Genomic DNA, 24,718 nt, shown 5'->3' with positions numbered 1-24,718 from the left:
CGCTATGCCGGCGGGTTTCTACCGACAAGAGCATCCGCAATGAAGGCATTTTTCATCGAGCGCTACGGCAAGCAGAACGGCCGGATTGGCGACCTGCCCGAACCGCTGGTTGGCGCTCACGACGTGCTGATCGAAGTGCGCGCGAGTAGCGTCAACCCGCTGGATCTGAAGATTCGCAGCGGCGAATTCAAGATGATCCTGCCCTATCAAATGCCTTTGATATTGGGCAACGATGTCGCCGGTGTGGTGCTCAGCACCGGTGCGGCGGTCAAGCGTTTCAAGCCGGGCGATGAGGTTTATGCGCGTGCGCCTGATAACAGGATTGGCACGTTTGCCGAACGCATCGCTGTCGATGAAACAGCGGTCGCGTTGAAACCCGCCAATCTCGCCATGACCGAGGCGGCTTGCATGCCGCTGGTGGCGTTGACGGCGTGGCAGGCACTGGTCGAAGTCGCCAACGTGCAAAAAGGCCAGAAGGTACTGATTCACGCCGGCTCCGGTGGCGTTGGCACGGTCGCCATTCAACTGGCCAAACACCTCGGCGCTTTCGTTGCGACTACGACCAGCACGGCGAATGTCGCGTGGGTCAAAGCGCTGGGCGCCGATGTGGTGATTGATTACAAACAGCAGGATTTCGCCATTGAGCTGCGCGACTACGACGTGGTGCTCAACAGCCTCGGCGGGGATGTGCTGGAAAAATCGTTGAGGGTGTTGAAACCGGGCGGGCAACTGATTTCCCTGTCAGGGCCGCCGACTGCGCAGTTCGCTCAGCAGCAGGGTTGGTCGTGGCTGCTCGGGCTGGTCATGCGTCTGCTCAGCAGTGGTATTCGGCGCAAGGCGCGCAAGCGTGGGGTGGGTTATTCGTTTCTGTTCATGCGTGCCGACGGCATCCAGTTGCAGAAAATCACTGCGTTGATTGAGGCCGGGGTGATCAAACCGGTGATCGATCGTACTTTTCCGTTCGATCAGATAACTGACGCCTTGCACTACGTAGAAAAAGGCCGGGCAAAGGGCAAGGTTGCCATCGCGGCCAACCTCAAAAGCCCCTCACCCTAGCCCTCTCCCAGAGGGAGAGGGAACTGACCGAGCTGAATGCGCGAGTAACGCCGACCTGAAATACCGAGGCGAACACAGGTCTCAAAAAGCCCACAAATCGGCTCCCTCTCCCAGAGGGAGAGAGGACTGACCGAGTTGAATGCGCGAGTTACACCGACCTGAGATACCGAGGCGAACACAGGTCTCAAAAAGCCCACAAATCAGCTCCCTCTCCCAGAGGGAGAGAGGACTGACCGAGCTGAATGCGCGAGTTACACCGACCTGAGATACCGAGGCGAACACAGGTCTCAAAAAGCCCACAAATCGGCTCCCTCTCCTCGGGGAGAGGGCTGGGGTGAGGGGTGAATCCAGCGCGGTGTCCAAGCATGTGCATTGCAATACCACGCTCAATCCGCCCCTCCTGCTGAAACCTCGAGAAACCCCTCTCAACTTGCGTTTTGCTAATCCTGCACCACGCTTGATTCACAGAAGTGCACGTTTTCATGGCAAAACTGCGGTTAACTGAATGGTTAGTTACCGCTATAATCCCGCGCTTCATTCAAACGGGACTTTCAATGTGAACCACAGTCAACGCGTCTCAGGCGTTTCAACGTTCATTCTGGTCGGCCTTGGCGTGATCATCGCCCTGCTCGGTCTGGCGCTCGCGGCCGGCGGTGTGAAGCTGGTCAGCCTGGGCGGTTCCTGGTACTTCCTGGTCGGCGGTCTGGCGATGACCGTTTCCGGCGTGCTGATCGCACTGAAGAAAACCGCAGGCGCCTGGCTGTTCGCCGCGTTTCTCGTGGCCACCGCGATCTGGGCCGTGGCTGACGCCGGGCTGGTGTTCTGGCCGGTGTTCTCGCGGCTGTTCATGTTCAGCGCCATCGGCATGGTCGTCGCGCTGGTCTACCCGCTGCTGGCGCGCGCCAATGGCCGCGTGGCCGGTCGTGGCGCGTATGCCGTGGCCGCTGTGCTGGCGGTCGGTGTGGCCGTTGCGGCGGGCAACATGTTCGTCGCCCACCCAACCGTTGCCGCCACTGGTACTGGCCCGGGCCTGACTCCGGTCGAGCCGGCCAAGGCGCAGAAAGACTGGGCGCACTACGGCAACACCGAAGGTGGCAGCCGCTTCGCCGCGCTCGACCAGATCAACCGCAACAACGTCGACAAGTTGAAAGTCGCGTGGACCTACCACACCGGGGACGTCGCCGAGAGCGATGGCAACGGCGCCGAAGACCAGCTCACCCCGCTGCAGGTCGGCAACAAAGTATTCATCTGCACCCCACACAACAACCTGATCGCCCTCGATGCCGACACCGGCAAAGAGCTGTGGAAGAACGCGATCAACGCGCAATCGAAAGTCTGGCAGCGCTGCCGTGGCATGGCCTATTTCGACGCCACCGCGACCATCGCTCAGCCGAGCAACTCTTCGATCATCGAAGCCAAACCGGCGCCGGCTGCCAACTGCCAGCGTCGTCTGCTGACCAATACCATCGATGCTCGCCTGATCGCGGTCGATGCTGACACTGGCGAGTTCTGCCAGGGTTTCGGCAACAACGGCCAAGTCGATCTGAAGGCCGGTCTGGGTGATGTTCCGGACAGCTACTATCAGTTGTCGTCCGCGCCATTGATGGCTGGCACCACCGTAGTGGTTGGCGGTCGTGTTGCCGACAACGTGCAGAGCGACATGCCGGGCGGTGTGATTCGCGGTTTTGACGTGATCACCGGCGCCATGCGCTGGGCGTTCGACCCGGGCAACCCGCAGGACCGCAACGCACCGGCCGACGGCAGCACCTATGTGCGCAGCACGCCGAACAGCTGGGCGCCGATGTCCTACGACGCGGCTACCAACACGGTGTTCCTGCCGATGGGCAGCTCGTCCACCGACATCTATGGTGTCGAGCGCAGCGAACTGGACCACAAGTACGGCGCCTCGATCCTCGCGCTGGACGCCAGCACCGGTGAAGAACGCTGGGTGTTCCAGACCGTGCACAACGATCTGTGGGACTTCGACCTGCCGATGCAGCCGAGCCTGATCGACTTCGACAAGGACGGCCAAAGCGTTCCGGCGCTGGTCATCGGCACCAAGGCCGGGCAGATCTATGTGCTCGACCGCGCCACTGGCAAGCCGCTGACCGAGGTCAAGGAAGTACCGGTGAAAGCCGCGAACATCCCTAACGAGCCGTACTCGCCGACCCAGCCGAAATCCGTGGGCATGCCGCAGATCGGCGCGCAGCACCTGACCGAATCGGACATGTGGGGCGCCACGCCGTACGACCAGTTGCTCTGCCGTATCGACTTCAAGAGCATGCGCTACGACGGCCTGTACACAGCGCCGGGTACCGACAAATCGCTGAGCTTCCCGGGTTCGCTGGGTGGCATGAACTGGGGCAGCATCTCCACTGACCCGGTGCACGGTTTCATCTTCGTCAACGACATGCGCCTGGGTCTGTGGATCCAGATGATCCCGTCGCAGAACAAAGGCCAGGCCGCTGGCGGTGGCGAAGCGCTGAACACCGGCATGGGCGCTGTTCCGCTCAAAGGCACGCCGTACGCGGTGAACAAGAACCGCTTCCTGTCGGTGGCCGGCATTCCGTGCCAGGCGCCGCCGTTCGGCACTTTGACCGCGATCGACATGAAGACCCAGAAAGTCGCGTGGCAGGTTCCGGTCGGCACCGTTGAAGATACCGGTCCCCTGGGCATCCGCATGCACTTGCCGATCAAGATCGGTCTCCCCACCCTCGGCGGCACCCTGTCGACCCAGGGCGGCCTGATCTTCATTGCCGGCACCCAGGACTTCTACCTGCGCGCCTTCAACAGCGGCAACGGCGAAGAAGTCTGGAAAGCCCGTCTGCCGGTCGGCAGTCAGGGCGGCCCGATGACGTACGTTTCGCCGAAGACCGGCAAGCAGTACATCGTCGTCACCGCTGGCGGCGCACGCCAGTCGACCGATCGTGGCGATTACGTGATGGCTTACGCCCTGCCGTAACTCATTGCCGCACAACCAACCTCCTCCAAGCGCGCGGTGCCCCAAAGCACCGCGTCGCCGTTTTATTGCGTTAAAGATTTCAGCAGGAAGGATTCACATGTCATCGGCTGTTCGCTTTTCTCGTACCAAGCTTTCCACTGGCCTGTTGCTGGGCCTGAGCTGCGCTACTGCCCTACCCGCGCTGGCCGCCAGCGATTCCGGTTTGCTGACCCGCAGCACCCTGACCGGTGACTGGGGCGGCTTGCGTCATCAACTCGATGAAGACGGCATCAAGTTCACTGGCGATTACAGCGGCGAAACCGCTTACAACGCCGACGGCGGCCTGCACCGTTCGGCGCGCTACTCGCAGAACATCAAGCTCGGCGTGCAGTTTGATCTGAGCAAACTCTACGGCGTCGACAACGCCGGCAAAGTGCAACTGACCATCAACGACCGGCGCGGCAACAGCGCGTCGGAAGATCTGGTCGGCAACCGGCTGCCGATTCAGGAAAACTACGGCGGCCTGTACACGCGCCTGACTGAACTGAGTTACGAGCGCAGCCTGTTCACCCCGGCGCTGAATGTGAAGCTCGGTTACATGGCGATGGGCAATGACCTCGGCGGCCTCGACAGCGGTATTTTGTGCAACTTCATGAACGCCGGTTTCTGCGGTCACCCGCTGAACATGTCCGGCGGCAGCGGCTGGACCAACTACCCCAACGCGCGTCTGGGCGTGCGGGTCAAATACGACCTGTCGCCGTCCTGGCAACTGCGTGTGGCGGCGTTCAACGTCGACCCCGAGAGCAACGGCAATTCCAGCCGCGCCTGGCATCTGGGGCCGAAGCACACCACCGGCACCGTCGTGCCGATCGAGTTGGTGTACAAGCACGCCGGCGAGCTACCGGGTGAATACAAGCTCGGCTATTACTACGACAGCTCTGACGTCAAACGCATTGGCAGCGACGATGAAGTCTCCGGTCGCGGTGGGCATTATCTGCTGATCGATCAGGCGGTTTGGCGCTCGTCGACTTCCGAGGGCCGCAGCCTGCATGCCTTCGGTCAATACTCGGCGGCCAGCGAAGCGGCCTCGCCGTTCAGCAAGTGGTACGGCACCGGCGTGGTTTTGTACAAACCGTTCGAAGGCCGCCCGCGAGACACCGTGGCCCTGGGCTATGGCCGCGCCGTGCCGAACCCGCGCAGCCGCGATTTGCAACAGGATGCCGCGCTGGCCAATGGTGCTGCGTTTCCGAATCTCGATAGCGCCGAGCAGTTGATCGAGTTGGGCTACGGCTACCAGGCCACCCCATGGCTGACGCTGCGCCCGAACCTGCAATACATCATCGAACCGGGCGCGTTTTCCGGGCAGGACATCGACAATGCGTTGGTGGTGGGTTTGCAGGTGAAGGCTGCGCTATAAGCCTTGTAATGGATGTCATGGCGTCATCGCTGGCAAGCCAGCTCCCACAGGGTTTGACGGCGGACACAAGATCCCGGCAACACCCAAAACTCTTGTGGGAGCTGGCTTGCCAGCGATAGCGGTGGGTCAGGCAATACAGCTCCAACAAGGCTCGGAGTTGCACCTCCCCCACCTGTCGAAATTAATTCCAGCCCATCGGTGAATTATTTCGTGTCCGCATGTATCTGAGCCAGAAGAGCCGGCGCCATCATGGAGATGGCATCGCAGCGGTAATCTGGATCAGCGAGCGGGAACAGCGCAATGAAATCACGCAAGAACACCGTCAAACCGATCGGTTTGAAAGACATCACCATTGTCGACGACGCCAAGATGCGCAAGGCGATTACCGCCGCCGCACTGGGCAACGCCATGGAATGGTTCGACTTTGGCGTCTACGGCTTTGTCGCCTATGTGCTCGGCAAGGTCTTCTTCCCCGGCGCCGATCCCGGCGTGCAAATGATCGCCGCGCTGGCGACCTTCTCCGTGCCCTTCCTCATCCGTCCGCTTGGCGGTTTGTTCTTCGGTGCGCTCGGCGACAAATACGGACGACAGAAAGTCCTCGCCGCGACCATCGTCATCATGTCCCTGAGCACCTTCGCCATCGGCCTGATTCCGTCCTATGCCTCGATCGGCATCTGGGCGCCGATCCTGCTGTTGCTGGCGAAAATGGCGCAGGGTTTCTCGGTCGGTGGCGAATACACCGGCGCCTCGATCTTCGTTGCTGAATACGCGCCGGACCGCAAACGCGGCTTCCTCGGCAGCTGGCTGGACTTCGGCTCGATCGCCGGTTTCGTCTTCGGCGCCGGTGTCGTGGTGCTGATCTCGACGATTCTCGGTGAACAGCGCTTCGAAGAATGGGGCTGGCGGATTCCGTTCTTCCTCGCCCTGCCGCTGGGCATGATCGGCCTGTATCTACGCCACGCCCTCGAAGAAACCCCGGCGTTCCAGCAGCACGTGGAAAAACTCGAACAAGGCGATCGCGAAGGTCTCGCCAGTGGCCCGAAAGTGTCGTTCAAGGAAGTCGCAACCAAGCACTGGCGCAGCCTGATGACCTGCATCGGTGTGGTGGCGGCGACCAACGTCACCTATTACATGCTGCTCACCTACATGCCGAGTTACCTGACGCACAACCTGCACTACAGCGAAAACCACGGTGTGCTGATCATCATCGCGATCATGGTCGGCATGCTCTTCGTGCAGCCGCTGATCGGTTTCATCAGCGACAAGATCGGCCGCAAGCCCTTCATCGTCGTCGGCAGCATTGGCCTGTTCATCTTCGCCATTCCGGCGTTCATGCTGATCAACAGCGGCAGCATCGCGCTGATCTTCTCCGGCCTGCTGATCCTTGCGGTGCTGCTCAATTTCTTTATCGGTGTGATGGCCTCGACCCTGCCGGCGATGTTCCCCACCCACATCCGCTACAGCGCGCTGGCCAGTGCCTTCAACGTTTCGGTGCTGATCGCCGGTCTGACGCCGACTGCCGTGGCTTGGCTGGTGGAAAGCACCAACGATCTGTACATGCCTGCGTATTACCTGATGGTCATCGCCGTGGTCGGACTGGTCACTGGTGTGACCATGAAGGAAACCGCCAACAAACCTCTGCGCGGCGCGGCCCCGGCGGCTTCCGACCTCGAAGAGGCCAAGGAACTGTTGCAGGAACACCACGACAACATCGAGCAGAAAATCGAAGACATCGATGCCGAGATCGCTGAGCTGGAGGCCAAGCGCAAAGTGCTGGTCCAGCAGCATCCGCGCATCAATGAATGATCCGCTGGACGCAGAAAAAATCGGTGGGGCCATCACCCCGCCGATTACTCGAAGCGCGGCTTGGTGTTAAATAGGCGCCAGTCTTGACCTTGTCGCTTAAAGCCGTGCAACGAGAACCGCTATGAATACCCCTGCCCCAAACAACCACGCTCAACAGGTGACCCCATGATCGAAGTCACCGAAGTCTCCATCGCCCAACTGCGCACCGCCCTTGAATCCGGCCAGACCACTGCCGTGGAGCTGGTGCAGGCCTATCTGGCGCGCATTGATGCCTACGATGGCGCCGACACTTCGACGGCACTCAACGCCGTCGTCGTGCGCAACCCTGAAGCGCTGAACGAAGCCCGCGCCTCCGACGCCCGCCGCGCCAACGGTGAAACCCTCGGCCCGCTCGATGGCATCCCCTACACCGCCAAAGACAGTTATCTGGTCAAGGGCCTGACCGCCGCTTCCGGCAGCCCGGCATTTGCCGATCTGGTCGCCCATCGCGACGCCTTCACCATCGAACGCCTGCGCGCTGCCGGGGCGATCTGCCTGGGCAAGACCAACATGCCGCCGATGGCCAATGGCGGCATGCAACGCGGCGTCTATGGCCGCGCCGAAAGTCCGTACAACGCCGCTTACCTCACCGCCCCGTTCGCCTCCGGCTCGTCCAACGGTGCCGGCACCGCGACCGCTGCGAGTTTTGCTGCGTTCGGTCTGGCCGAGGAAACCTGGTCGAGCGGACGCGGCCCTGCGTCGAACAACGGCCTGTGCGCCTACACCCCGTCGCGCGGGGTGATTTCGGTGCGCGGCAACTGGCCGTTGACCCCGACCATGGACGTCGTCGTGCCGTTCGCGCGGACCATGGCCGACCTGCTCGAAGTGCTCGACGTGGTCGTCGCCGAAGACCCGGACACCCGTGGCGACCTCTGGCGCCTACAACCGTGGGTGCCGATCCCGCGCGTCAGCGAAGTGCGCCCGGCTGCGTACAGTGAACTGGCCGCCGATGCCAAAGCCCTGGCCGGTAAACGCTTCGCCATCCCGCGCATGTACATCAACGCCGACCCCGACGCCGGCACCAGCGAAGCCCCCGGCATCGGCGGCCCGACCGGCCAGCGCATCAACACCCGCGCGTCCGTGATTGATTTGTGGAAGCAGGCGCGCCAAGCCCTTGAGGCCGCTGGCGCCGAAGTCGTCGAAACCGACTTCCCGCTGGTCTCCAACTGCGAAGGTGACCGCCCTGGCGCACCAACCGTGTTCACCCGTGGGCTGGTGTCGAAAGAGTTTCTCCATCATGAATTGTGGGATCTGACTGCGTGGGCGTTCGACGACTTCCTGCAAGCCAACGGCGACCCGAAACTCAATCGTCTGGTCGACGTCGACGGGCCGAAGATCTTCCCGCACGACCCCGGCACCCTGCCCAACCGCGAAGGCGATCTGGCCGCCGGCATGGACGAATACGTGCGCATGGCCGAACGCGGCATCACGCCGTGGAATGAAATCCCTACCGTGCCTGATGGCTTGCGCGGTCTGGAGCAGACCCGACGCATCGACCTTGAAGACTGGATGGACAACCTCGGCCTCGACGCCGTGCTGTTCCCGACCGTCGCCGACGTCGGTCCGGCCGATGCGGATGTCAATCCTGCTTCGGCCGACATCGCCTGGAGCAACGGCGTCTGGGTGGCCAACGGCAACCTCGCGATCCGCCACCTCGGCGTTCCGACCGTCACCGTGCCCATGGGCGTGATGGCCGATATCGGTATGCCGGTCGGCCTGACCTTCGCCGGCCGCGCCTACGACGACTCGAACCTGCTGCGCTTCGCCGCCGCCTTCGAATCCACCGGCAGCAAACGCCAGATCCCACCGCGCACACCGCCGCTGGCTTAATGCACTGTGTCAGCTCCCACAAACCCTGTGGGAGCTGGCTTGCCAGCGATGGAGGCCTGACGGCCGCCAAAGTTCTAATTGACTACCCCCGACTCAAACTGTGGGAGCGAGCCTGCTCGCGAAAGCGCTGTGTCAGTCAGCATTTTCGTTAACTGACACTCCGCATTCGCGAGCAGGCTCGCTCCCACAGGTTTTGTGGTGAAAGCTGCCAACTCAGCACATCAACCCAATCCTCTTTGTTCCCGATCTTCGATCATCAGCGCCATTCGAATCACCACCGGCCCTGACCATGATCAACCGCGCGCCCTCCCGCCTCACCCTGCTTGCCATGCTCTGCGGTCTGACCGGCACCGCCCATGCCAGCGGATTTTTCGACGATGCCAAAAGCGATGTCCTGCTGCGCAACTTCTACCTCAGCAACGACTACCGCTCGCCCACGCCCTCCGGAAAAAACTACAAACAGGAATGGGCACAGGGCTTTATCGGCAACTTCTCATCCGGTTTCACCGAGGGCACAGTCGGTTTCGGCATCGACGCCCACGCTTTCGCCGGCCTGAAACTCGACGGTGGCAAGGGCCACTCCGGCACCGGTCTGCTACCGGTCGACAGCGATGGTCGCAGTGAACACGACTATTCCAGCGCTGGCGGTGCGTTCAAGCTCAAGGTCTCGCGCACCACTTTGGCCTTCGGCGAAATGACCGTGGAAACCCCGGTCTTCGACACTTCCGACAAACGCCTGCAACCGGAATACGCCACAGGCTTTTTGCTCAACAGCGCCGAGTTCGACAACGTCAATCTGGTCGCCGGGCACTTCACCGCGTTCAAGAATCAGGACAGCTCTTCCGGCCAAGGCGACTTCTACGGTTACGGCGCTAACACCGAAGCAGGCGGCATCAGTTTCGTCGGCGCCGACCTGTTCGGCAGCAGCCCGGTCGGCGGCGCACTCTACGCCTCAGAACTGAGCGACACCTGGCACCAGTACTACGGCAACCTGCACTTCAAACAGTCCGGCGTGCTGCTCGACGCCAACCTCTACCACACCCGCGACACCGGCCGCGCAGTGGCCGGCGAGATCGATAACACCGCCCTTAGCCTCTCCGGCAAATACAGCTTCGGCCCGCATGCGGTGATGCTCGGCTGGCAGCGGATCAATGGCGACACGCCGTTCGATTTCGTCGGCGGCGACTCGATCTACCTCGCCAACTCGATCAAATACGCCGACTTCAACGGCGCCAACGAACGCTCCTGGCAAGCCCGCTACGACCTCGACCTCGGCGCCTTCGGCATCCCCGGCCTGAACTTCATGACCCGCTACGTCAGCGGCAGCCACATTGACGGCAGCCATGCGCCCAAGGGCGGCGCCTACAACCCGTTCGACGCCGACAGCGGCGACTATCAACCGCAACAAGGCAGCGGCGGCAAACACTGGGAACGCGATATCGACCTGAAGTATGTAGTGCAGTCCGGCGCCGCGAAGGATCTGTCGGTGCAGCTATCGCACGTCACCCACCGCGCCAACGAGGCGCAGGCTGGCGATGATATTGACCGGATTTACGTGGTCATCCAGTACCCGCTGGGTTTCTGAACTACCCACTCAGCTCTTGCTGAAAACGGGATTCCAACTGTGGGAGCGAGCCTGCTCGCGAAGAGGCCATCAATGCCGTCGCAATTCTTCGATTTAAACGAAGCTGTTTAAAAGACACCTGCTGACACGGTCTCAAGGCTACAAATCCTTGCGCCATTGCCTACAGCCAAGCCAGAATCCGCCGGCTTGTGCGCCTTGGGGGCGGGTTCTATTGTGGTGCGGTCGCTGACTGTTCAGTGATCGGGTTTAGCAGCCTGGCAAATTTTCAAGGCACGCTGGCTCCGCCTCTCTATTTATGGCGGCTTGCGTGGGGCACTTCGGTGCGCCGGGATCCTTGAGCCTGGTCTGCTAACCCGCGTAAAGCTGCCACCCTCTTCGTTTAGCAGCGAAGGCTGACGGCTCCATTTCTCAAGGAGCTTTACCATGATCAAACCAACACCCAACCCACCCGAATCCGACCCCACCTCCCCCTACGAATCCCTCGACTCAAAAAAACTCCACCAAGCCGCCGACCGCGCCCTCGACCACTACCTCTGCCCGCCCGGCTCTACTCCACCGCCGTTCAGCCCCCGCGCCATGTACGCCGTCACCGCCGACACCAAAAACGAAGACTTGCTGGCCAATGCCTGCGAAACCCTCGCCTCGGCCAAAACCATCGCCCAGGAATTCGCCGGGCTGGTCAAACCATCGCAGCGCCGAACGCTGATGGGGATTGCGCAACTGATCATGCTCGGAGAGTTGGCGGTGAATCGGGTGCTGGATAATCTGGAGTTGCCGCAGTAGCGCCTCCTGCGACGATCGTTCCCGCGCGCAGCATAGGAATGCCTCAACGGACGCCCCGCGTTCGGGGCTTAGGAAGGGACGCGGAGCGTCCCGGGCTGCATTCCCACGCAGAGCATGGGAACGATCAAAGATCGTAGCCTTCGGCAGCTCCTACAAATCGATGTAAGAGCTGCCGAAGGCTGCGCTTTTGCTTTTGGGAAACTGGCGGAAGAAAGCCGGAGTCGAACCTGCCCGGGAACGGATGCCGTCTCCAACCGGGTTTGAAGCCCGACCGCGCCTCTGATTGTGCGTGGGCATCGGCCTGCGCATCTCCAAACGCAGACCTACCGCCCGTCGCAAACCCACCTTCACCTGTCAGATCTGACAGTAGCCAACTTCCCCCACCCGGTATCTGATATCTCCATCCCGGCCAGCCCTCCGTGGCCGTCTCATCAGGAAGGTGTGCGATGGACAATGCTCAATCCGACAACGACGTCATGACACTGCATCCCGTGAAAATATACCTGGCGATCGAGGGCGTGATCAGCGACCCGCCAGCCATACCCCCCATACACGTGTATGGCTTGCCATTGCGGATATTCAGGGAACTCACACGCGATGGAGTCAATGCCGCTGGTGTGCAGGTAGTGGTCGATCCACCTGTGGACGTTGGTCAATATGTCGACATCCGGCTCTACATCAACGGTGTGCAGAGCGGCATTCCACAGCAAGTCGTCAACGAGAGAATGACCTTCTCCGTGTTCCAGAGGGAGTTTCGCGACGGGGTCATCAACAAAATCCAATACATGCTGAAAAGCATCGCCGGCAATGAAAACAAATCCATCGAAGCGTGGGCGCTCTACAACGACACGTCGCCCGGCGGCAATGATGTGCCTGGAACCGGTGATCATCCGGATCTGCTGATCAGCCTGCCCGAAGAGCTTGGAAATCCGGCAGTGATTGACAAGGATCAGGCTGAGAAAGGCGTACTCCTGACGTTCGATTACCCTTATTGCCGAGCCTACGATGCGGTGGAATACGAGATCAATCGCCAGCGTTTCACTCACAGGGTGACGCCGGAAGAAGCCGGCAAGCCGTTCTCGGTGCTGATTGATTCCGACAGGCTGAAAGAAATCGGCAGTATCACTAACTGCCCGTTCTCCTACACCGTGATTGATCAACTGAAAAATCCGACCCACCAAAGCCGCTGGTCGAAGTTCATTTTTGCCAACATTGATCTTGAGCGCACATTTCTGCCCAAGCCACTCTTGCGCGAAATTGCGGACGATGACATGGACGATCCCGCGCTTGTGGACCTCGAAAAACTCGACGGTCGGCCGCTATTGATCGTCATTTCTCCCACTACCTCGCATTTTCAAAAGGGCGACACGGTCAAGGCGTTTTATCGACTGAACGAAGCGGCCGAGAAATCGACTCAACCGGGCGTGATCACCGACAGGTTCGGGGTACTGCAACCCTGCATTCTGGAACTACCCAACGATCAGCTGACTTCCGGCGCACGCTTGCAGGTGCGGTTTGAACTGGAACGGCCAGCGGGCAACGTCATTGGTCATTCCGGAACGGCTGAGGCCGAGATCATTGGCGAAGCGGCGCCGGATCTGCTATCGCCAAAAATCAAACAAGCGCCAGGCAACAGCCTGGATCCGTTTGCGGCGAAAGATGCGCTGACCGCGCTGGTCTTCGATCCTTCCATTCAACTCAATGATGTACTCGTCGTGCGCTGGACCGCCGCTCCAGGCGTTCCCGCCGATGGCTCCGATACCTCGCCGCCTCACGTGGTCAAAGCGCTGGGGACGCAAGAGATTGCGCTGGACAACAAAGTGCTTGCGTACAGTTTCGGCAGGAACGTCACTGTGGAATACAGCAAGACAACCGGATCTGAAACACGGGATTCCCTGCCGCTGACACTGAGCGTGCAGGACATTGCCGACGGCCACCCCGGATTGCCCACGCCGGCGATTGATCGGGTGACGGGAGATGTGCTGGATCCGGCGGATTTGTTGCCGACGGATCATACGCGGACGGCGGCTTGGCCATTCATTGCCTTGGGGCAAAGGATCTGGCTGACGTATACCGAAATCAAGAGTGATGGCAGTACGGGGTTTGTTGAAGAGGCTTATAAAGGGAAAGAAGTGACGGCGGATGAGTTGGGTGGGATAAAGCATTCCATTCCGTTGGCTGGGCTTAATGGGATGAAAGATGGATCAAAACTTATTATTACAGCAGCCGTTAACTTTGACGGAAGTATCGATAGCACCAAGAAAGTTCTTTTTCCCCCACTAACCCTACATATCGAAGCAGATTTTGACGATCTAACCACTTTCACAAATCATGAAAGCAATGGCTGGCAATTTTTCAACTCATCAGGCTCAATAATCAAACAGGGCGAAGAATATTTTGCGCGATCCGCCGTATTTCCTTCGGGTGGCCAGTTATATTTGAGGAAATCTTACCAGCATATTCAAAGCGGCAAGGCTTGCACGCTTAGCTTTGATTATCGCCACGCTACAGAATGCAATTTTATAATACATATGGGAAATGAAAGCTCAGCAACATTCATTCGCATAGGGTATATAACGCTACCGAGCACAACTAACTGGAAGAACTTCGAAATAAGTTTTTACTTAGGATCACCAGGGGAAGACTTGTACTCCATCATAACCATTATAACCTTATGCCGCTCAACTATAGAAATAGACAATATTCGTTTAAAAAAATATAGACCGCTAGAGGGCCAATAAAAGTTTGGATCTTCGCAAATTGAGAAGGCAGCCATGTTTTTCTGGCAGCCTTCTTCTCAAAGCTTATTCGGATAGAAACTCATCACCCCGAGACTTTCGCTCATTCTCAGAAGACTAACTAATCAATAAAGTTTCTAAAGTTTCAAAACTTGGCGAAAGACAGCCGGAGTCGACCCTACCTCACCCTACGAATCCCTCGACTCCAAAAAACTCCACCAAGCCGCCGACCGCGACCTCGACCACTACCTCTGCCCACCCGGCTCGACCCCGCCGCCCTTTAGCCCCCGCGCCATGTACGCCGTCACCGCCGACACGAAAAACGAAGACCTGCTGGCCAACGCCTGCGAAACCCTCGCCTCGGCCAAAACCATCGCCTAGGAATTTGCCGGGCTGGTCAAGCCATCGCAACGCCGGACGCTGATGGGGATTGCGCAGCTGATCATGCTCGGCGAACTGGCGGTGAATCGGGTACTCGATAATCTGGAGTTGCCACAGTAGCGGGCCTCGCTAAAGGATGCTGAGTGAGGCGCCTTCGCGGGCAAGCCTACACAGGGTTTTCTGTCAATCACAACGCTTCGTTCACGCCGCCAAACTTTGTGGGAGCAAGCCTGCTCGCGAATGCGGTGGGTCAATCCCTGAGATGTCGACTGATATACCGTTTTCGCGAGCAGGCTCGCTCCCACATGAGTTCGCGGCTGCCTCTGAATAACTGGCGAACCAAACGGGCCAGACTACGTTTCTCCTGCATTCAGAATCAAAAGATCGCAGCCTTCGGCAGCTCCTACATCGATTTGTAGGACTGCGGAAGGCTGCGATCTTTGCTCTTAGGAGACTGGCGGAAGACAGCCGGAGTCGAACCTGCCCGGGAACGGATGCCGTCCCCAACCGGGTTTGAAGCCCGGCCGCGCCACCGGGCGCGATTGTCTTCCTGAACTCAGGGTGCGCAGACGTCAGCCAGCGCGTTGTCGGGGCGGATCTGGCGGGATTCGCCGAGCCGGCGGGTCAGGCCGAGTCGGTCGAAATATTCCAGATACTGAATACAGCGTTTGCGTCCCAAGCCTAGCGCATCGCGGAAGGTTGTCACTTGAATCGACGGATTTTCTTCGGCGAGTTTCAGCAGTAGCGCCGCCATTTGCCGCAGGACGATGTCGCTGATAAACAGGTCGCGCACCACCTGGTGCATCAGGCCCAGCCGTGCGAGTTTGCGCAGCAGCAGGCGGACACTGGCGTCGTCTTCGCCGAGAATTTTCGCCGCGTCGCGTACCCACGGCGGGTCGAAACCGGCCTCTTCGAACAACGGCTGTAATTGCTGCCAGAGGATTTCGTCGTCGGCATTCAGGCGCACCTGATGTTCGGGCAGGTGCAGCCAGGGGCCGCTGGCGAGAATGGTGCCGGCGTTGAGCAGTTCGTCGAGCAGGCTGATGAACGTCGAGCGTTCCAGTGCCAGCGCGCTGAAGCGGCGCAGGCGATCACGGTCCGGCCCCATCTGGTCGGGTTCCTGTTCGTGGAATCGCGCCAGTTGCTCGAGCAAAGTGAATTTCAACTGGCCCCAGCGCTGCACGTTGAACAGCAGCGGACCTTGGCGGGTGTCGATCAGGCGGATGTTTTCTGCCAGCGTCCACTGCGGGCGCGGGCGGTTGAACTGGCGTTCGAGGCGTTGCGGGTCGAGGCCGCCGGGGCTGTGGTTGAGCAGTGCCGGCAGGGCCTGTTCGAGGCTGACGCTAAGGGCAAGGGTTTGCAGTTGCGCGAGGCGTTCCAGGCTGCGGCGTTGGCGTGCCGGAGCGAATGGGTCGAGCACAACACCGCCGCCCAATGTGCGCTGGGCGCTGGCGTCGCGCAGGATCAATCGATCGCCATTCATTGCGTGCACCGGCGCGTTGATCAGCAGTTGCGCGAACATGCGCTCGCCGGGGCTCAGGCGCGGGCCTTGCAGCAAGGCGACGCGGGCGATGACATCTTGGGTGCCGAGGTGCAGATGCACCGGGTGGAAGTGTTCGAAGGTGCGCTCGCCCGGCAACAGATGAAAGTCGATGTCTACGCGCTGGGTCGGGGCATGCAGCCAGTCCGCCAGCAGCCATTGGCCACGGTGGATCTGCGTCAGTTCCAGACGTTCGCCGCTGAGGTTCAGCGCCACACGCTGACCGGCGAAGGCCTGTTCAGCGGCCTGGTTTTGCGCGTGCAAGCCCCGGATGCGCACCGATTTGCCGGCAGGCGCCAGAACCAGTTTTTCGCCGACCGCAACCGTGCCCGACAGCGCGGTGCCCGTGACCACGATCCCCGCACCCGCGACGCTGAAAGCCCGATCAATCGCCAGACGAAAGCCGCCTTCGCAACCGCGCGCCTGCACCTCGTTGTGTGACTGCAATAACGCCGCGCGCAACTCATCGACGCCCTGCCCGTTCAAGCTCGACACGGTAAAAATCGGCGCATCAGCAAATGGTCCGGGCGCGAGCAGGTCCAGGACCTGGCGCTGCACCTCTTCCACCCTGCCCGCTCCCGCCCGGTCGCATTTAGTGATCGCCACCAGCGCGCGGGGAATGCCGAGCAGTTCGATGATCGCCAGATGCTCTCGCGTCTGTGGCATCACGCCGTCGTCGGCCGCGACCACCAGCAACACCAGATCGATGCCCTGCGCACCAGCGAGCATGTTGTGGGTGAATTTTTCGTGGCCGGGCACGTCGATGAAGCCGGTCAGCCCGGAGCCCGCTGCGAGTTCGGCGTAGAGATAACCGAGATCGATGGTCATGCCGCGTTCGCGCTCCTGCGGGCGGCGGTCGCCGGTTTGCCCGGTCAGCGCCTGCAACAGCGAAGTCTTGCCGTGGTCGATGTGCCCCGCCGTGCCGACGATCACCGGTCGACCTGCAATTGCGGCAACTGCGCCAGCCACCCTGGCTCATCGTCGAGCTGGCGTAGATCGAGCCACAGCGCATCGTCGCCGATTCGCCCGAGCATCGGGATCGGCAAACCGCGCAACGCTGCTTCGAGATTGAGCAGATAACGCCCGCGCCAGCGCTTGGACACTTGCGGGCGGCAACACAGCGCTGCACTCGGCAAGCGCGCCACCGGTTGGCTGCCGCTGCCGATCATGCCCAACGCCTCGACCGCGCTGACCTGCCAGACCTCGCCCAACACATCGGCGAGCAACGGTTGCAAACGCAGAGCCTGAGCATGAATCTCGGCCTGCGGCCGGGTCAGCAGACGCAGACTCGGCAGACGCTCGGCGAGGCGATCCGGATCGCGGTACAGACCGAGCACCGCCTCCAGCGCGGCCAAGGTCAATTTATCGACCCGCAGTGCGCGCTTCAGTGGATTCTTCTTGATCTTCGCGATCAGTTCTTTGCGCCCGACGATCAACCCGGCCTGCGGCCCGCCGAGCAATTTGTCGCCGCTGAAGGTGACGATGTCGGCGCCATCGAGCAATGCCTGACGCACCGTCGGTTCCGCCGGCAGGCCCCAGCGCGTCAGGTCGAGCAGACTGCCGCTGCCCAGATCTTCCAGCAACGGCAAGCCATGAGCGTGTGCCAACTCGGCCAGTTCCGCAGTCGCCACTCGCGCGGTGAAGCCTTCGATGCTGTAGTTGCTGGCATGCACGCGCATGATCAACCCGCTGCGCGGACCGATTGCCGCTTGGTAATCCCGGGCATGGGTGCGGTTGGTGGTGCCGACTTCGTGCAGGCGCACGCCGGCCCGGGCCATGATGTCGGGGATGCGGAAAGCGCCGCCGATTTCGATCAGCTCGCCACGGGAAATGATGCCTTCCTTGCGCGCGCCGAGGCTGTTGAGCGTGAGCAGCACGGCAGCGGCATTGTTGTTGACCACGGTGACGGCTTCGGCGCCGGTCAGTTCGCGGATCAGGCCTTCGATCAGGTCGTCCCGATCACCGCGCTTGCCGCTAGCCAGATCGAACTCGAGATTGAGCGGATAGCGTGCAGCCATCTCCACCGCTTCAATGGCTTCTTCGGGCAGCAAGGCGCGACCGAGATTGGTGTGCAGCACCGTGCCGGTCAGGTTGAACACCCGACGCACCTGACTGCGCTGCTGTTGCGCCAAGCGTTCGCCGACGCGGCCGGCGAGCACTTCGGGGCCGATTTCCACGGCCGCCAATTGCCCGCTCAACACGCCGGGCCGCAGCTCATCGAGCAACTGACGCAGGCCAGTCAGCAACGAATCCCGGCCGTAACGCTCGGCCAACGGCGCGCACGCCGGATGACGCAACAACCCATCAATGGACGGCAACCGCAGGGCAACGCTGGAAGACATCAGCCACTCCTGATTTCACTGAAACAATCCCTTTTGAGAGCAAGCTTGCTCCCAAAAGGGTTTCAGAAGTGTAGACGCACTGCCGGAGCTAGCCTGCTCGCGAATGCGGTGTGTCAGTTGGTGTGGATGTGGCTGACCTTACGCCTTCGCGAGCAGGCTCGCTCCCACAGAGAAATCCGGGGCTGACCGGGCTTTGTGATTCGGCACATAGACTTGTGGGAGCTGGCTTGCCAGCGATTGCGGTGGGTCCGTCAAAGAAGGCGGTGGATGTGCCGATTGAATCGCTGGCAAGCCAGCTCCCACAGGGATTCGGGGTTGAATGAACATTGTTGGTCACCACAAAAAACTGTGGGAGCGAGCCTGCTCGCGAATGCGGTAAGTCAGTCAAAGATGATGTGTCTGAAACGACGCCTTCGCGAGCAGGCTCGCTCCCACAGGGAAATCCGGGGCTGACCGGGCTTTGTGATTCGGCACATAGACTTGTGGGAGCTGGCTTGCCAGCGATTGCGGTGGGTCCGTCAAAGAAGGTGGTGGATGTGCCGACCAATCGCTGGCAAGGCAGCTCCCACAGGGATTCGGGGTGGAATGGACATTGTTGGTCACCACAAAAACCTGTGGGAGCACACCCCCTTCCACAGTTTCGCTCTGGTCATTCGTCCCCCGGCGCCAGCAACAGATTGGGCGCCAGACGCTGATAGCCGTCCTGGGCCAAACGCATGTCCAACAGCAAACTGCCGAGATCCGCCGACAACGCCTCGGCTTCGGCGTCGTTCTCCAGATAGAGCAATTTCAGGTAGCTGTTGCAGCTCGGGCAGACTTCGGCGCGCAGCGGCGCCTGTTCGGCGCTGTGCCGGTCGTCTTCCTGGCTCAGATACTCAAGGCCCTTGCTCTGCTCGCAATACACGCACTTGACCCGCACCACATGCCATTCGCAGGCACATAGCGAGCAGACCAGATAGCGCAAACCGTTGTGCTTGCCGCGATGGCGAATCACCCCGGCCATGGCCGGCGAACCACAGGCCGGGCATTGGCTAAGGCTGTCGCCAGGCTTGAGTTGCAGATTTGGCACACTGAGCAGCCAGTGGCTCCAGGCGGTTTGCAGCGCGGCGCCGAGAAACGGCACCAGCGCCGCCGGCACCAGCGAATACTGACCGCTGACCAGCGCCACCGCCCACGCGCGCAACTGGCCGGGGCTTGCGGCGCGCAGACTGTCCAGCGCGTCGATCACTGCAGGTTGACGCGCTGGCGCATCGTGCTGCAGCAAGGCGTCGAGCCACGGCTGCCAGGCATCTTCGCGCACCAGGGTGTCTGCGGCGAATGGCGGCAGACCGTGTTGCTGACAGGCTTCGAAACGCTGCGCATCAAACGGCGCGGTGAGCGGCGGATCGTCGAAGACATGCTGCTGCGCCCGGCACAATCCCGCCATCAGGCGCAGATAATCCGCCAACCCGTTGCCCTCGGCGAGACGCTCAAGCCGCTCTGCACGCAGGGTAAACAGGTCACGCGGCGGCAGGTACAGAAATGGCGGCGAACTGGCCGCCGCCTCGATTTCCCCGGGTTCAAGAATGCTTGGCAAAAGTCAGCCCTTTTTCGTCAGCGGTCGCTCGGGCAGGTCCCGAGGCTGTTCGTCGCGGGTCACCTCGCGGTACCACAGTTCATGGTGTTTCTTCGCCCACGGCCGGCTGACCCAGCCATGCAACATGGCGTCGACCGAACCCTTGATCCACAAACCAGCGTAGATGTGCACGATGATGCTCAGCACCAGCACGAACCCGGCCAGCGCATGCAACAGCATGGCCCAGCGGATCACGCTGATGCCGAAATACGCGCTGAACCACGCGCGCCAGATCACCAGCCCGGTGAACAGCAACGCGAGCATGCACAGCAGTAAAGTCCAGAACAGCAGCTTTTGCCCGGCATTGTATTTGCCCACCGGCGGCACGCTTTCTTCGTCGTTGACCATCACCCGGTTGATCCGCCGCAGCCACTGGCGGTCATTGGCGATGAAGAAGTTGGTGCGCCAGAAGCTGAACACCAGGCCGAGAAACAGCACGAACATGGCGATGCCCATGTACGGGTGCAGGATCCGCGTCCAGGTGCCGCCGCCGAACAGGTTGCTCAGCCAGAACAGCGACGGATGAAACAACGCCAGCCCGGACAACCCGGCCATGAAAAACAGGATCGCCACCAGCCAGTGATTGGTGCGCTGGTTGGCGCTGTAACGCAGGATCGTCTTGTTGCTCATGGCCGCTCCTCCCCGCGTGGATCGAAGGTGTGCACCGCCGGGTCGACCACGTGCACCGAGGTGTCGGGTGGCGTCGGATGCTCGTCCTCCTCGACGCGATTCGGGCCGATGCGCACGTAGTGGAAGAACCCGGCCAGCACCGCCGCGCCCATCGCCAGCAGGCCGAGGGGTTTGCTGATGCCTTTCCACAAACCCACCAGCGGACTGATCGCCGGATGGTCCGGCAAACCGGCGTAGATTTTTGGCGTGTCGGCGTGGTGCAGCACGTACATCACGTGGGTGCCGCCAACGCCTGCCGGGTCGTACAAACCAGCGTTTTCAAAGCCACGGCTTTTCAGGTCGACGATGCGTTCGGCGGCGTGTTCTTGCATGTCTTCCTTGGTGCCGAAGACGATCGCGCCGGTCGGGCAGGTTTTCACGCAGGCCGGCTCCAGCCCCACCGCCACGCGGTCGGAACACAGTGTGCATTTGTAGGCCTTGTGATCCTTCTGCGAAATGCGCGGAATGTTGAACGGGCAACCGGTGATGCAATAGCCGCAACCGATGCAGTGATCCTGATCGAAATCAACGATGCCGTTGGCATGCTGAATGATCGCCCCGGGGCTTGGGCACGCGGCCAGACAACCGGGCTCGGCGCAGTGCATGCAGCCGTCCTTGCGGATCAGCCACTCAAGGTTACCGGCGTCGGTTTCGTGCTCGGTGAAGCGCATCAGCGTCCACGAATCCGCCGTCAGATCCTGCGGATTGTCATAGGTGCCGTGGTTGTGGCCGACCTCGTCGCGCAGCTCGTTCCATTCCGAGCAGGCGACCTGGCAGGCCTTGCAGCCGATGCACTTGGTCGTGTCGATCAGCTTGGCAACGCCCTGCTGGGTCCTCACCGACGGCGGCACGGTGGTGGTGGCCGAGCGGGCAATGATGTCTTGGCTGGCCATTTACAGTTTCTCCACGTTGACCAGGAATGACTTGGATTCCGGGGTCTGAGTGTTGCCATCGCCGAGGAACGGCACCAGGGTGTTGGTCAGGTAACCGTGGCGCGTCAGGCCGGTGAAACCCCAGTGCAGCGGGATGCCGATCTGATGCACGACCTGGCCGTTGACCTGCAGCGGCCGGATCCGTTTGGTCACCACCGCCACCGCTTCGATAAAGCCGCGCTTGCAGCTGACCCGCACGCGATCACCGGCAGCGATGCCCTTCTCGTTCGCCAGCACCTCGCCGATCTCCACGAACTGCTCGGGCTGGGCAATCGCGTTCAACTTGCAGTGCTTGCTCCAGAAATGGAAATGCTCGGTAAGCCGGTAACTGGTGCCGGCGTACGGGAAGTCCTTGGCTTCGCCGAGGGTTTCCCAGACCGAATCGAAGATCCGCGCCGCCGGGTTGCTGGTGGCCTTCTTGTTTTGCGGGTGCAGCGGGTTGATGCCGATCGGCGTTTCGAACGGCTCGTAGTGCTCAGGGAATGGCCCTTCGTTCATCTTGTCCACGGCGAAGAACCGCGCGACGCCTTCGGGGTTCATGATGAACGGGTTCATCCCGGCTTCCGGCGGCACGTCGGCCTTGTAGTCCGGCACATCGGTGCCGGTCCAGGCCTTGCCGTTCCACCACACCAGTCGTTTTTTCGGGTCCCACGGTTTGCCCGCCGGGTCCGCCGAGGCGCGGTTGTAGAGAATCCGCCGATTCGCCGGCCACGCCCACGCCCAGCCCTGATGCTGGTGCATGCCGAATGGGTCGGCGTTATCGCGCCGGGCCATCTGGTTACCGGCCTCGGTCCAGCTGCCGGCGAAAATCCAGCAACCGGACGCGGTGCTGCCGTCATCCTTGAGCAAGCCGAAACCGGCCAGTTGCGTACCAGCCTTCACAGTGACACCGCTGGCATCGGTGAAATCGCTGACAGCGGTGCCGTTGATTTCCCGCGCCAGTTCTTCCGGCGAAGGCTCGTCGGGGATCTTGTACGGCCACGACAGTTTCAGCAGCGGATCAGGAAACTTGCCGCCTTCGGTCTGATAACGCTGGCGCAGGCGCAGGAACAGTTCGCTCATGATGCGAATGTCAGTCTGCGCTTCGCCGGGGCCGTCGGCGCCTTTCCAGTGCCATTGCAGCCAGCGGCTGCTGTTGACCAGCGAGCCGTCTTCCTCGGCAAAACAGGTGGTCGGCAGGCGAATGACTTCGGTCTGGATTTCGGCGGTTTTCACATCGTTGTACGGCCCGACGTTCTGCCAGAACTCCGAGGTCTCCGTGGCCAGCGGGTCCATTACCACCAGCCACTTGAGCTTGGCCAATGCGCCCATCACGCGGTTCTTGTCCGGTAACGCAGCGATCGGATTGAAGCCTTGGCAAAAGTAGCCGTTGACCTTGCCCTGGCTCATCAGATCGAACATTTTCAGCACGTCGTAGTTGGGGATGTCGAGCTTCGGCAAATGATCGAACAGCCAGTTGTTCTCGGCGGTGGCATTGGCGCCGTACCAGGATTTCATCAGGCTGACGTGGAATTTGCTGTAGTTCTGCCAGTACGAAAGCTGCCCCGGTCTGAGCGGAACCTGCGTGCGTTTGAAGATGAACTGACCGTAGTCCTGCTCGCTGTCGCTGGGCAGCGTGAGGTAGCCGGGCAAGGCGTTGGACAGCAGACCGAGGTCGGTCAGGCCCTGGATGTTCGAGTGCCCGCGCAGCGCATTGACGCCACCGCCGGGCATGCCGACGTTGCCCAGCAGCAATTGCACCATCGCCGCGCTGCGGATGATCTGCGCGCCGATCGAGTGCTGCGTCCAGCCGAGGGCATAGAGAATCGTCATGGTCTTGCCCGGCGTCGAGCAGGTGGCGATCTCGTCCCAGATTTTCTGCATGGCGTCGACCGGCATGCCGCAGATCTGGCTGGCCAGGTCGATGTTGTAGCGGCTGTAATGCTGCTTCATCAGTTGATAGACGCAGCGCGGGTCTTGCAGGGTCGGGTCGACGCGGACGAAACCGTCCTCGGCGAATTCGTAACCCCAGCCGGACTTGTCGGTATAGCTGCGTTTTTCCGCGTCATAGCCGCTGAACAGGCCGTCTTCGAAGCCATAACCGGCTTTGACGATGAACGACACGTCGGTGTAATTGCGCACGTAGTCGTGCTGGATCTTGTCCTCGGTCAGCAGGTAATTGATCAGCCCGCCCATGAAGGCGATGTCGGTGCCGGTGCGGATCGGCGCGTAATAGTCGGACACCGAAGCGGTCCGGGTAAAACGTGGATCGACCACGATCAGCCGCGCGGAGTTGTGCGCCTTGGCCTCGGTCACCCATTTGAAGCCGCACGGATGCGCTTCTGCTGCGTTGCCACCCATCACCAGGATCAGATTCGCGTTGGCGATATCGGTCCAGGTGTTGGTCATGGCACCACGGCCGTACGTCGGGGCAAGACTTGCCACCGTCGGGCCGTGTCAGACACGCGCCTGGTTATCGAACCCCAGCAGACCGAGGCTGCGAATCACCTTCTGAGTGATGTAGCCGGCTTCGTTGGATGCCGCCGATGCCGCGAGAAAACCGGTGGTCAGCCAGCGATTCACCGTTTGTCCGTTGGCATTTTTCTCGATGAAGTTGGCGTCGCGGTCGGCCTTCATCAGGTCGGCGATGCGATCGAGGGCTTCGTCCCAGCCGATGCGCGTCCATTCATTGCTGCCGGGCTTGCGCACTTGCGGGTACTGCAAGCGGCCGGGGCTGTGAATGAAGTCGAGCAGGCCCGCGCCTTTCGGGCACAGCGTGCCGCGATTGACCGGGTGGTCGGCATCGCCTTCGATGTGAATGATGTTTTGCGCCACGTTCTTGCCGGCATCGCCCTGGCTGTACATGATCAAACCGCAACCGACCGAGCAATACGGGCAAGTGTTGCGGGTTTCACGGGTGTGGGCGAGCTTGAAGTGACGCACCTGCTCGGCGAAGGCCGCCGTCGGGGCCATGCCCAACGCGCCCAGGCTTGAGCCTGCAAGGCCGATACCGGCGACCTTGAAGAACTGACGACGGCTGAGATCCATCGTGCACTCCTGATCAG

Annotated in this window: 14 protein-coding genes, 1 tRNA gene and 1 pseudogene; 9 read left to right on the top strand and 7 right to left on the bottom strand. The window is 61.1% G+C overall.

Going from position 1 to position 24,718, the window contains the following annotated elements; translation table 11 throughout:
- The first annotated feature begins 39 nt into the window (after positions 1–39).
- From AB4N48_RS10350 to AB4N48_RS10310, 9 genes and pseudogenes are all read left to right on the top strand, one after another.
- Positions 40–1,056, top strand: coding sequence for an NADP-dependent oxidoreductase (locus AB4N48_RS10350; protein ID WP_460095353.1), 1,017 nt, complete (start codon positions 40–42; stop codon positions 1,054–1,056).
- A gap of 556 nt (positions 1,057–1,612) precedes the next feature.
- A complete protein-coding gene (locus AB4N48_RS10345; protein WP_431078001.1) occupies positions 1,613–4,018 on the top strand; it encodes a glucose/quinate/shikimate family membrane-bound PQQ-dependent dehydrogenase in 2,406 nt (801 codons plus the stop codon).
- Between the two features lie 97 nt (positions 4,019–4,115).
- The gene (locus AB4N48_RS10340) at positions 4,116–5,414 is read left to right on the top strand and encodes a carbohydrate porin (protein ID WP_375123746.1); all 1,299 of its coding nucleotides are present in this window, start codon (positions 4,116–4,118) and stop codon (positions 5,412–5,414) included.
- Between the two features lie 300 nt (positions 5,415–5,714).
- The gene (proP, locus tag AB4N48_RS10335; RefSeq protein ID WP_150742216.1) at positions 5,715–7,220 is read left to right on the top strand and encodes a glycine betaine/L-proline transporter ProP; all 1,506 of its coding nucleotides are present in this window, start codon (positions 5,715–5,717) and stop codon (positions 7,218–7,220) included.
- Between the two features lie 165 nt (positions 7,221–7,385).
- Positions 7,386–9,089, top strand: a complete 1,704-nt coding sequence (locus AB4N48_RS10330; protein WP_460095352.1) for an amidase — start codon at positions 7,386–7,388, stop codon at positions 9,087–9,089.
- Positions 9,090–9,378: 289 nt separating this feature from the next.
- A complete protein-coding gene (locus AB4N48_RS10325) occupies positions 9,379–10,674 on the top strand; it encodes an OprD family porin (protein ID WP_460095350.1) in 1,296 nt (431 codons plus the stop codon).
- 423 nt (positions 10,675–11,097) lie between these two features.
- Positions 11,098–11,457 (top strand): DUF6124 family protein, encoded by a 360-nt coding sequence (locus AB4N48_RS10320; protein ID WP_024012116.1) that lies wholly within the window; start codon positions 11,098–11,100, stop codon positions 11,455–11,457.
- Positions 11,458–11,903: 446 nt separating this feature from the next.
- Positions 11,904–14,198 (top strand): hypothetical protein, encoded by a 2,295-nt coding sequence (locus tag AB4N48_RS10315; RefSeq protein ID WP_460143637.1) that lies wholly within the window; start codon positions 11,904–11,906, stop codon positions 14,196–14,198.
- A gap of 171 nt (positions 14,199–14,369) precedes the next feature.
- Positions 14,370–14,696, top strand: a pseudogene (locus tag AB4N48_RS10310) (DUF6124 family protein); the annotation flags it as partial.
- A gap of 335 nt (positions 14,697–15,031) precedes the next feature.
- On the opposite strand, the gene AB4N48_RS10305 reads toward AB4N48_RS10310, so the two are convergent.
- The 7 genes from AB4N48_RS10305 to fdnG all read right to left on the bottom strand — a co-directional run bounded on the left by AB4N48_RS10305 (position 15,032) and on the right by fdnG (position 24,701).
- Positions 15,032–15,127: transfer RNA gene (locus AB4N48_RS10305), tRNA-Sec, on the bottom strand.
- Between the two features lie 5 nt (positions 15,128–15,132).
- Complete coding sequence (selB, locus tag AB4N48_RS10300; RefSeq protein WP_460095555.1) at positions 15,133–17,049, bottom strand: selenocysteine-specific translation elongation factor; 1,917 nt, start codon at positions 17,047–17,049, stop codon at positions 15,133–15,135.
- On the bottom strand, positions 17,046–18,458 hold the full coding sequence (gene selA, locus AB4N48_RS10295; RefSeq protein ID WP_460095345.1) for an L-seryl-tRNA(Sec) selenium transferase: 1,413 nt from the start codon (positions 18,456–18,458) through the stop codon (positions 17,046–17,048). Before selA ends, selB begins: the two co-directional genes overlap by 4 nt.
- A 649-nt stretch (positions 18,459–19,107) precedes the next feature.
- Positions 19,108–20,034 carry a formate dehydrogenase accessory protein FdhE gene (gene fdhE / locus AB4N48_RS10290; RefSeq protein WP_460095344.1) on the bottom strand — a complete coding sequence of 309 codons (927 nt, stop codon included), beginning with the start codon at positions 20,032–20,034 and terminating at the stop codon, positions 19,108–19,110.
- Between the two features lie 3 nt (positions 20,035–20,037).
- Complete coding sequence (locus tag AB4N48_RS10285; protein ID WP_125926631.1) at positions 20,038–20,703, bottom strand: formate dehydrogenase subunit gamma; 666 nt, start codon at positions 20,701–20,703, stop codon at positions 20,038–20,040.
- Positions 20,700–21,635, bottom strand: a complete 936-nt coding sequence (gene fdxH, locus AB4N48_RS10280; protein WP_160769317.1) for a formate dehydrogenase subunit beta — start codon at positions 21,633–21,635, stop codon at positions 20,700–20,702. Before fdxH ends, AB4N48_RS10285 begins: the two co-directional genes overlap by 4 nt.
- Positions 21,636–24,701: a formate dehydrogenase-N subunit alpha gene (gene fdnG, locus AB4N48_RS10275; protein WP_460095343.1), complete on the bottom strand. Its 3,066-nt coding sequence runs from the start codon at positions 24,699–24,701 to the stop codon at positions 21,636–21,638.
- Positions 24,702–24,718 lie beyond the last annotated feature (17 nt).

Source organism: Pseudomonas sp. S2_C11 (genome assembly GCF_054668395.1).
The sequence above is the reverse complement of the archived record's forward strand: the minus strand, read 5'-3'. Positions and strand labels throughout refer to the sequence as shown.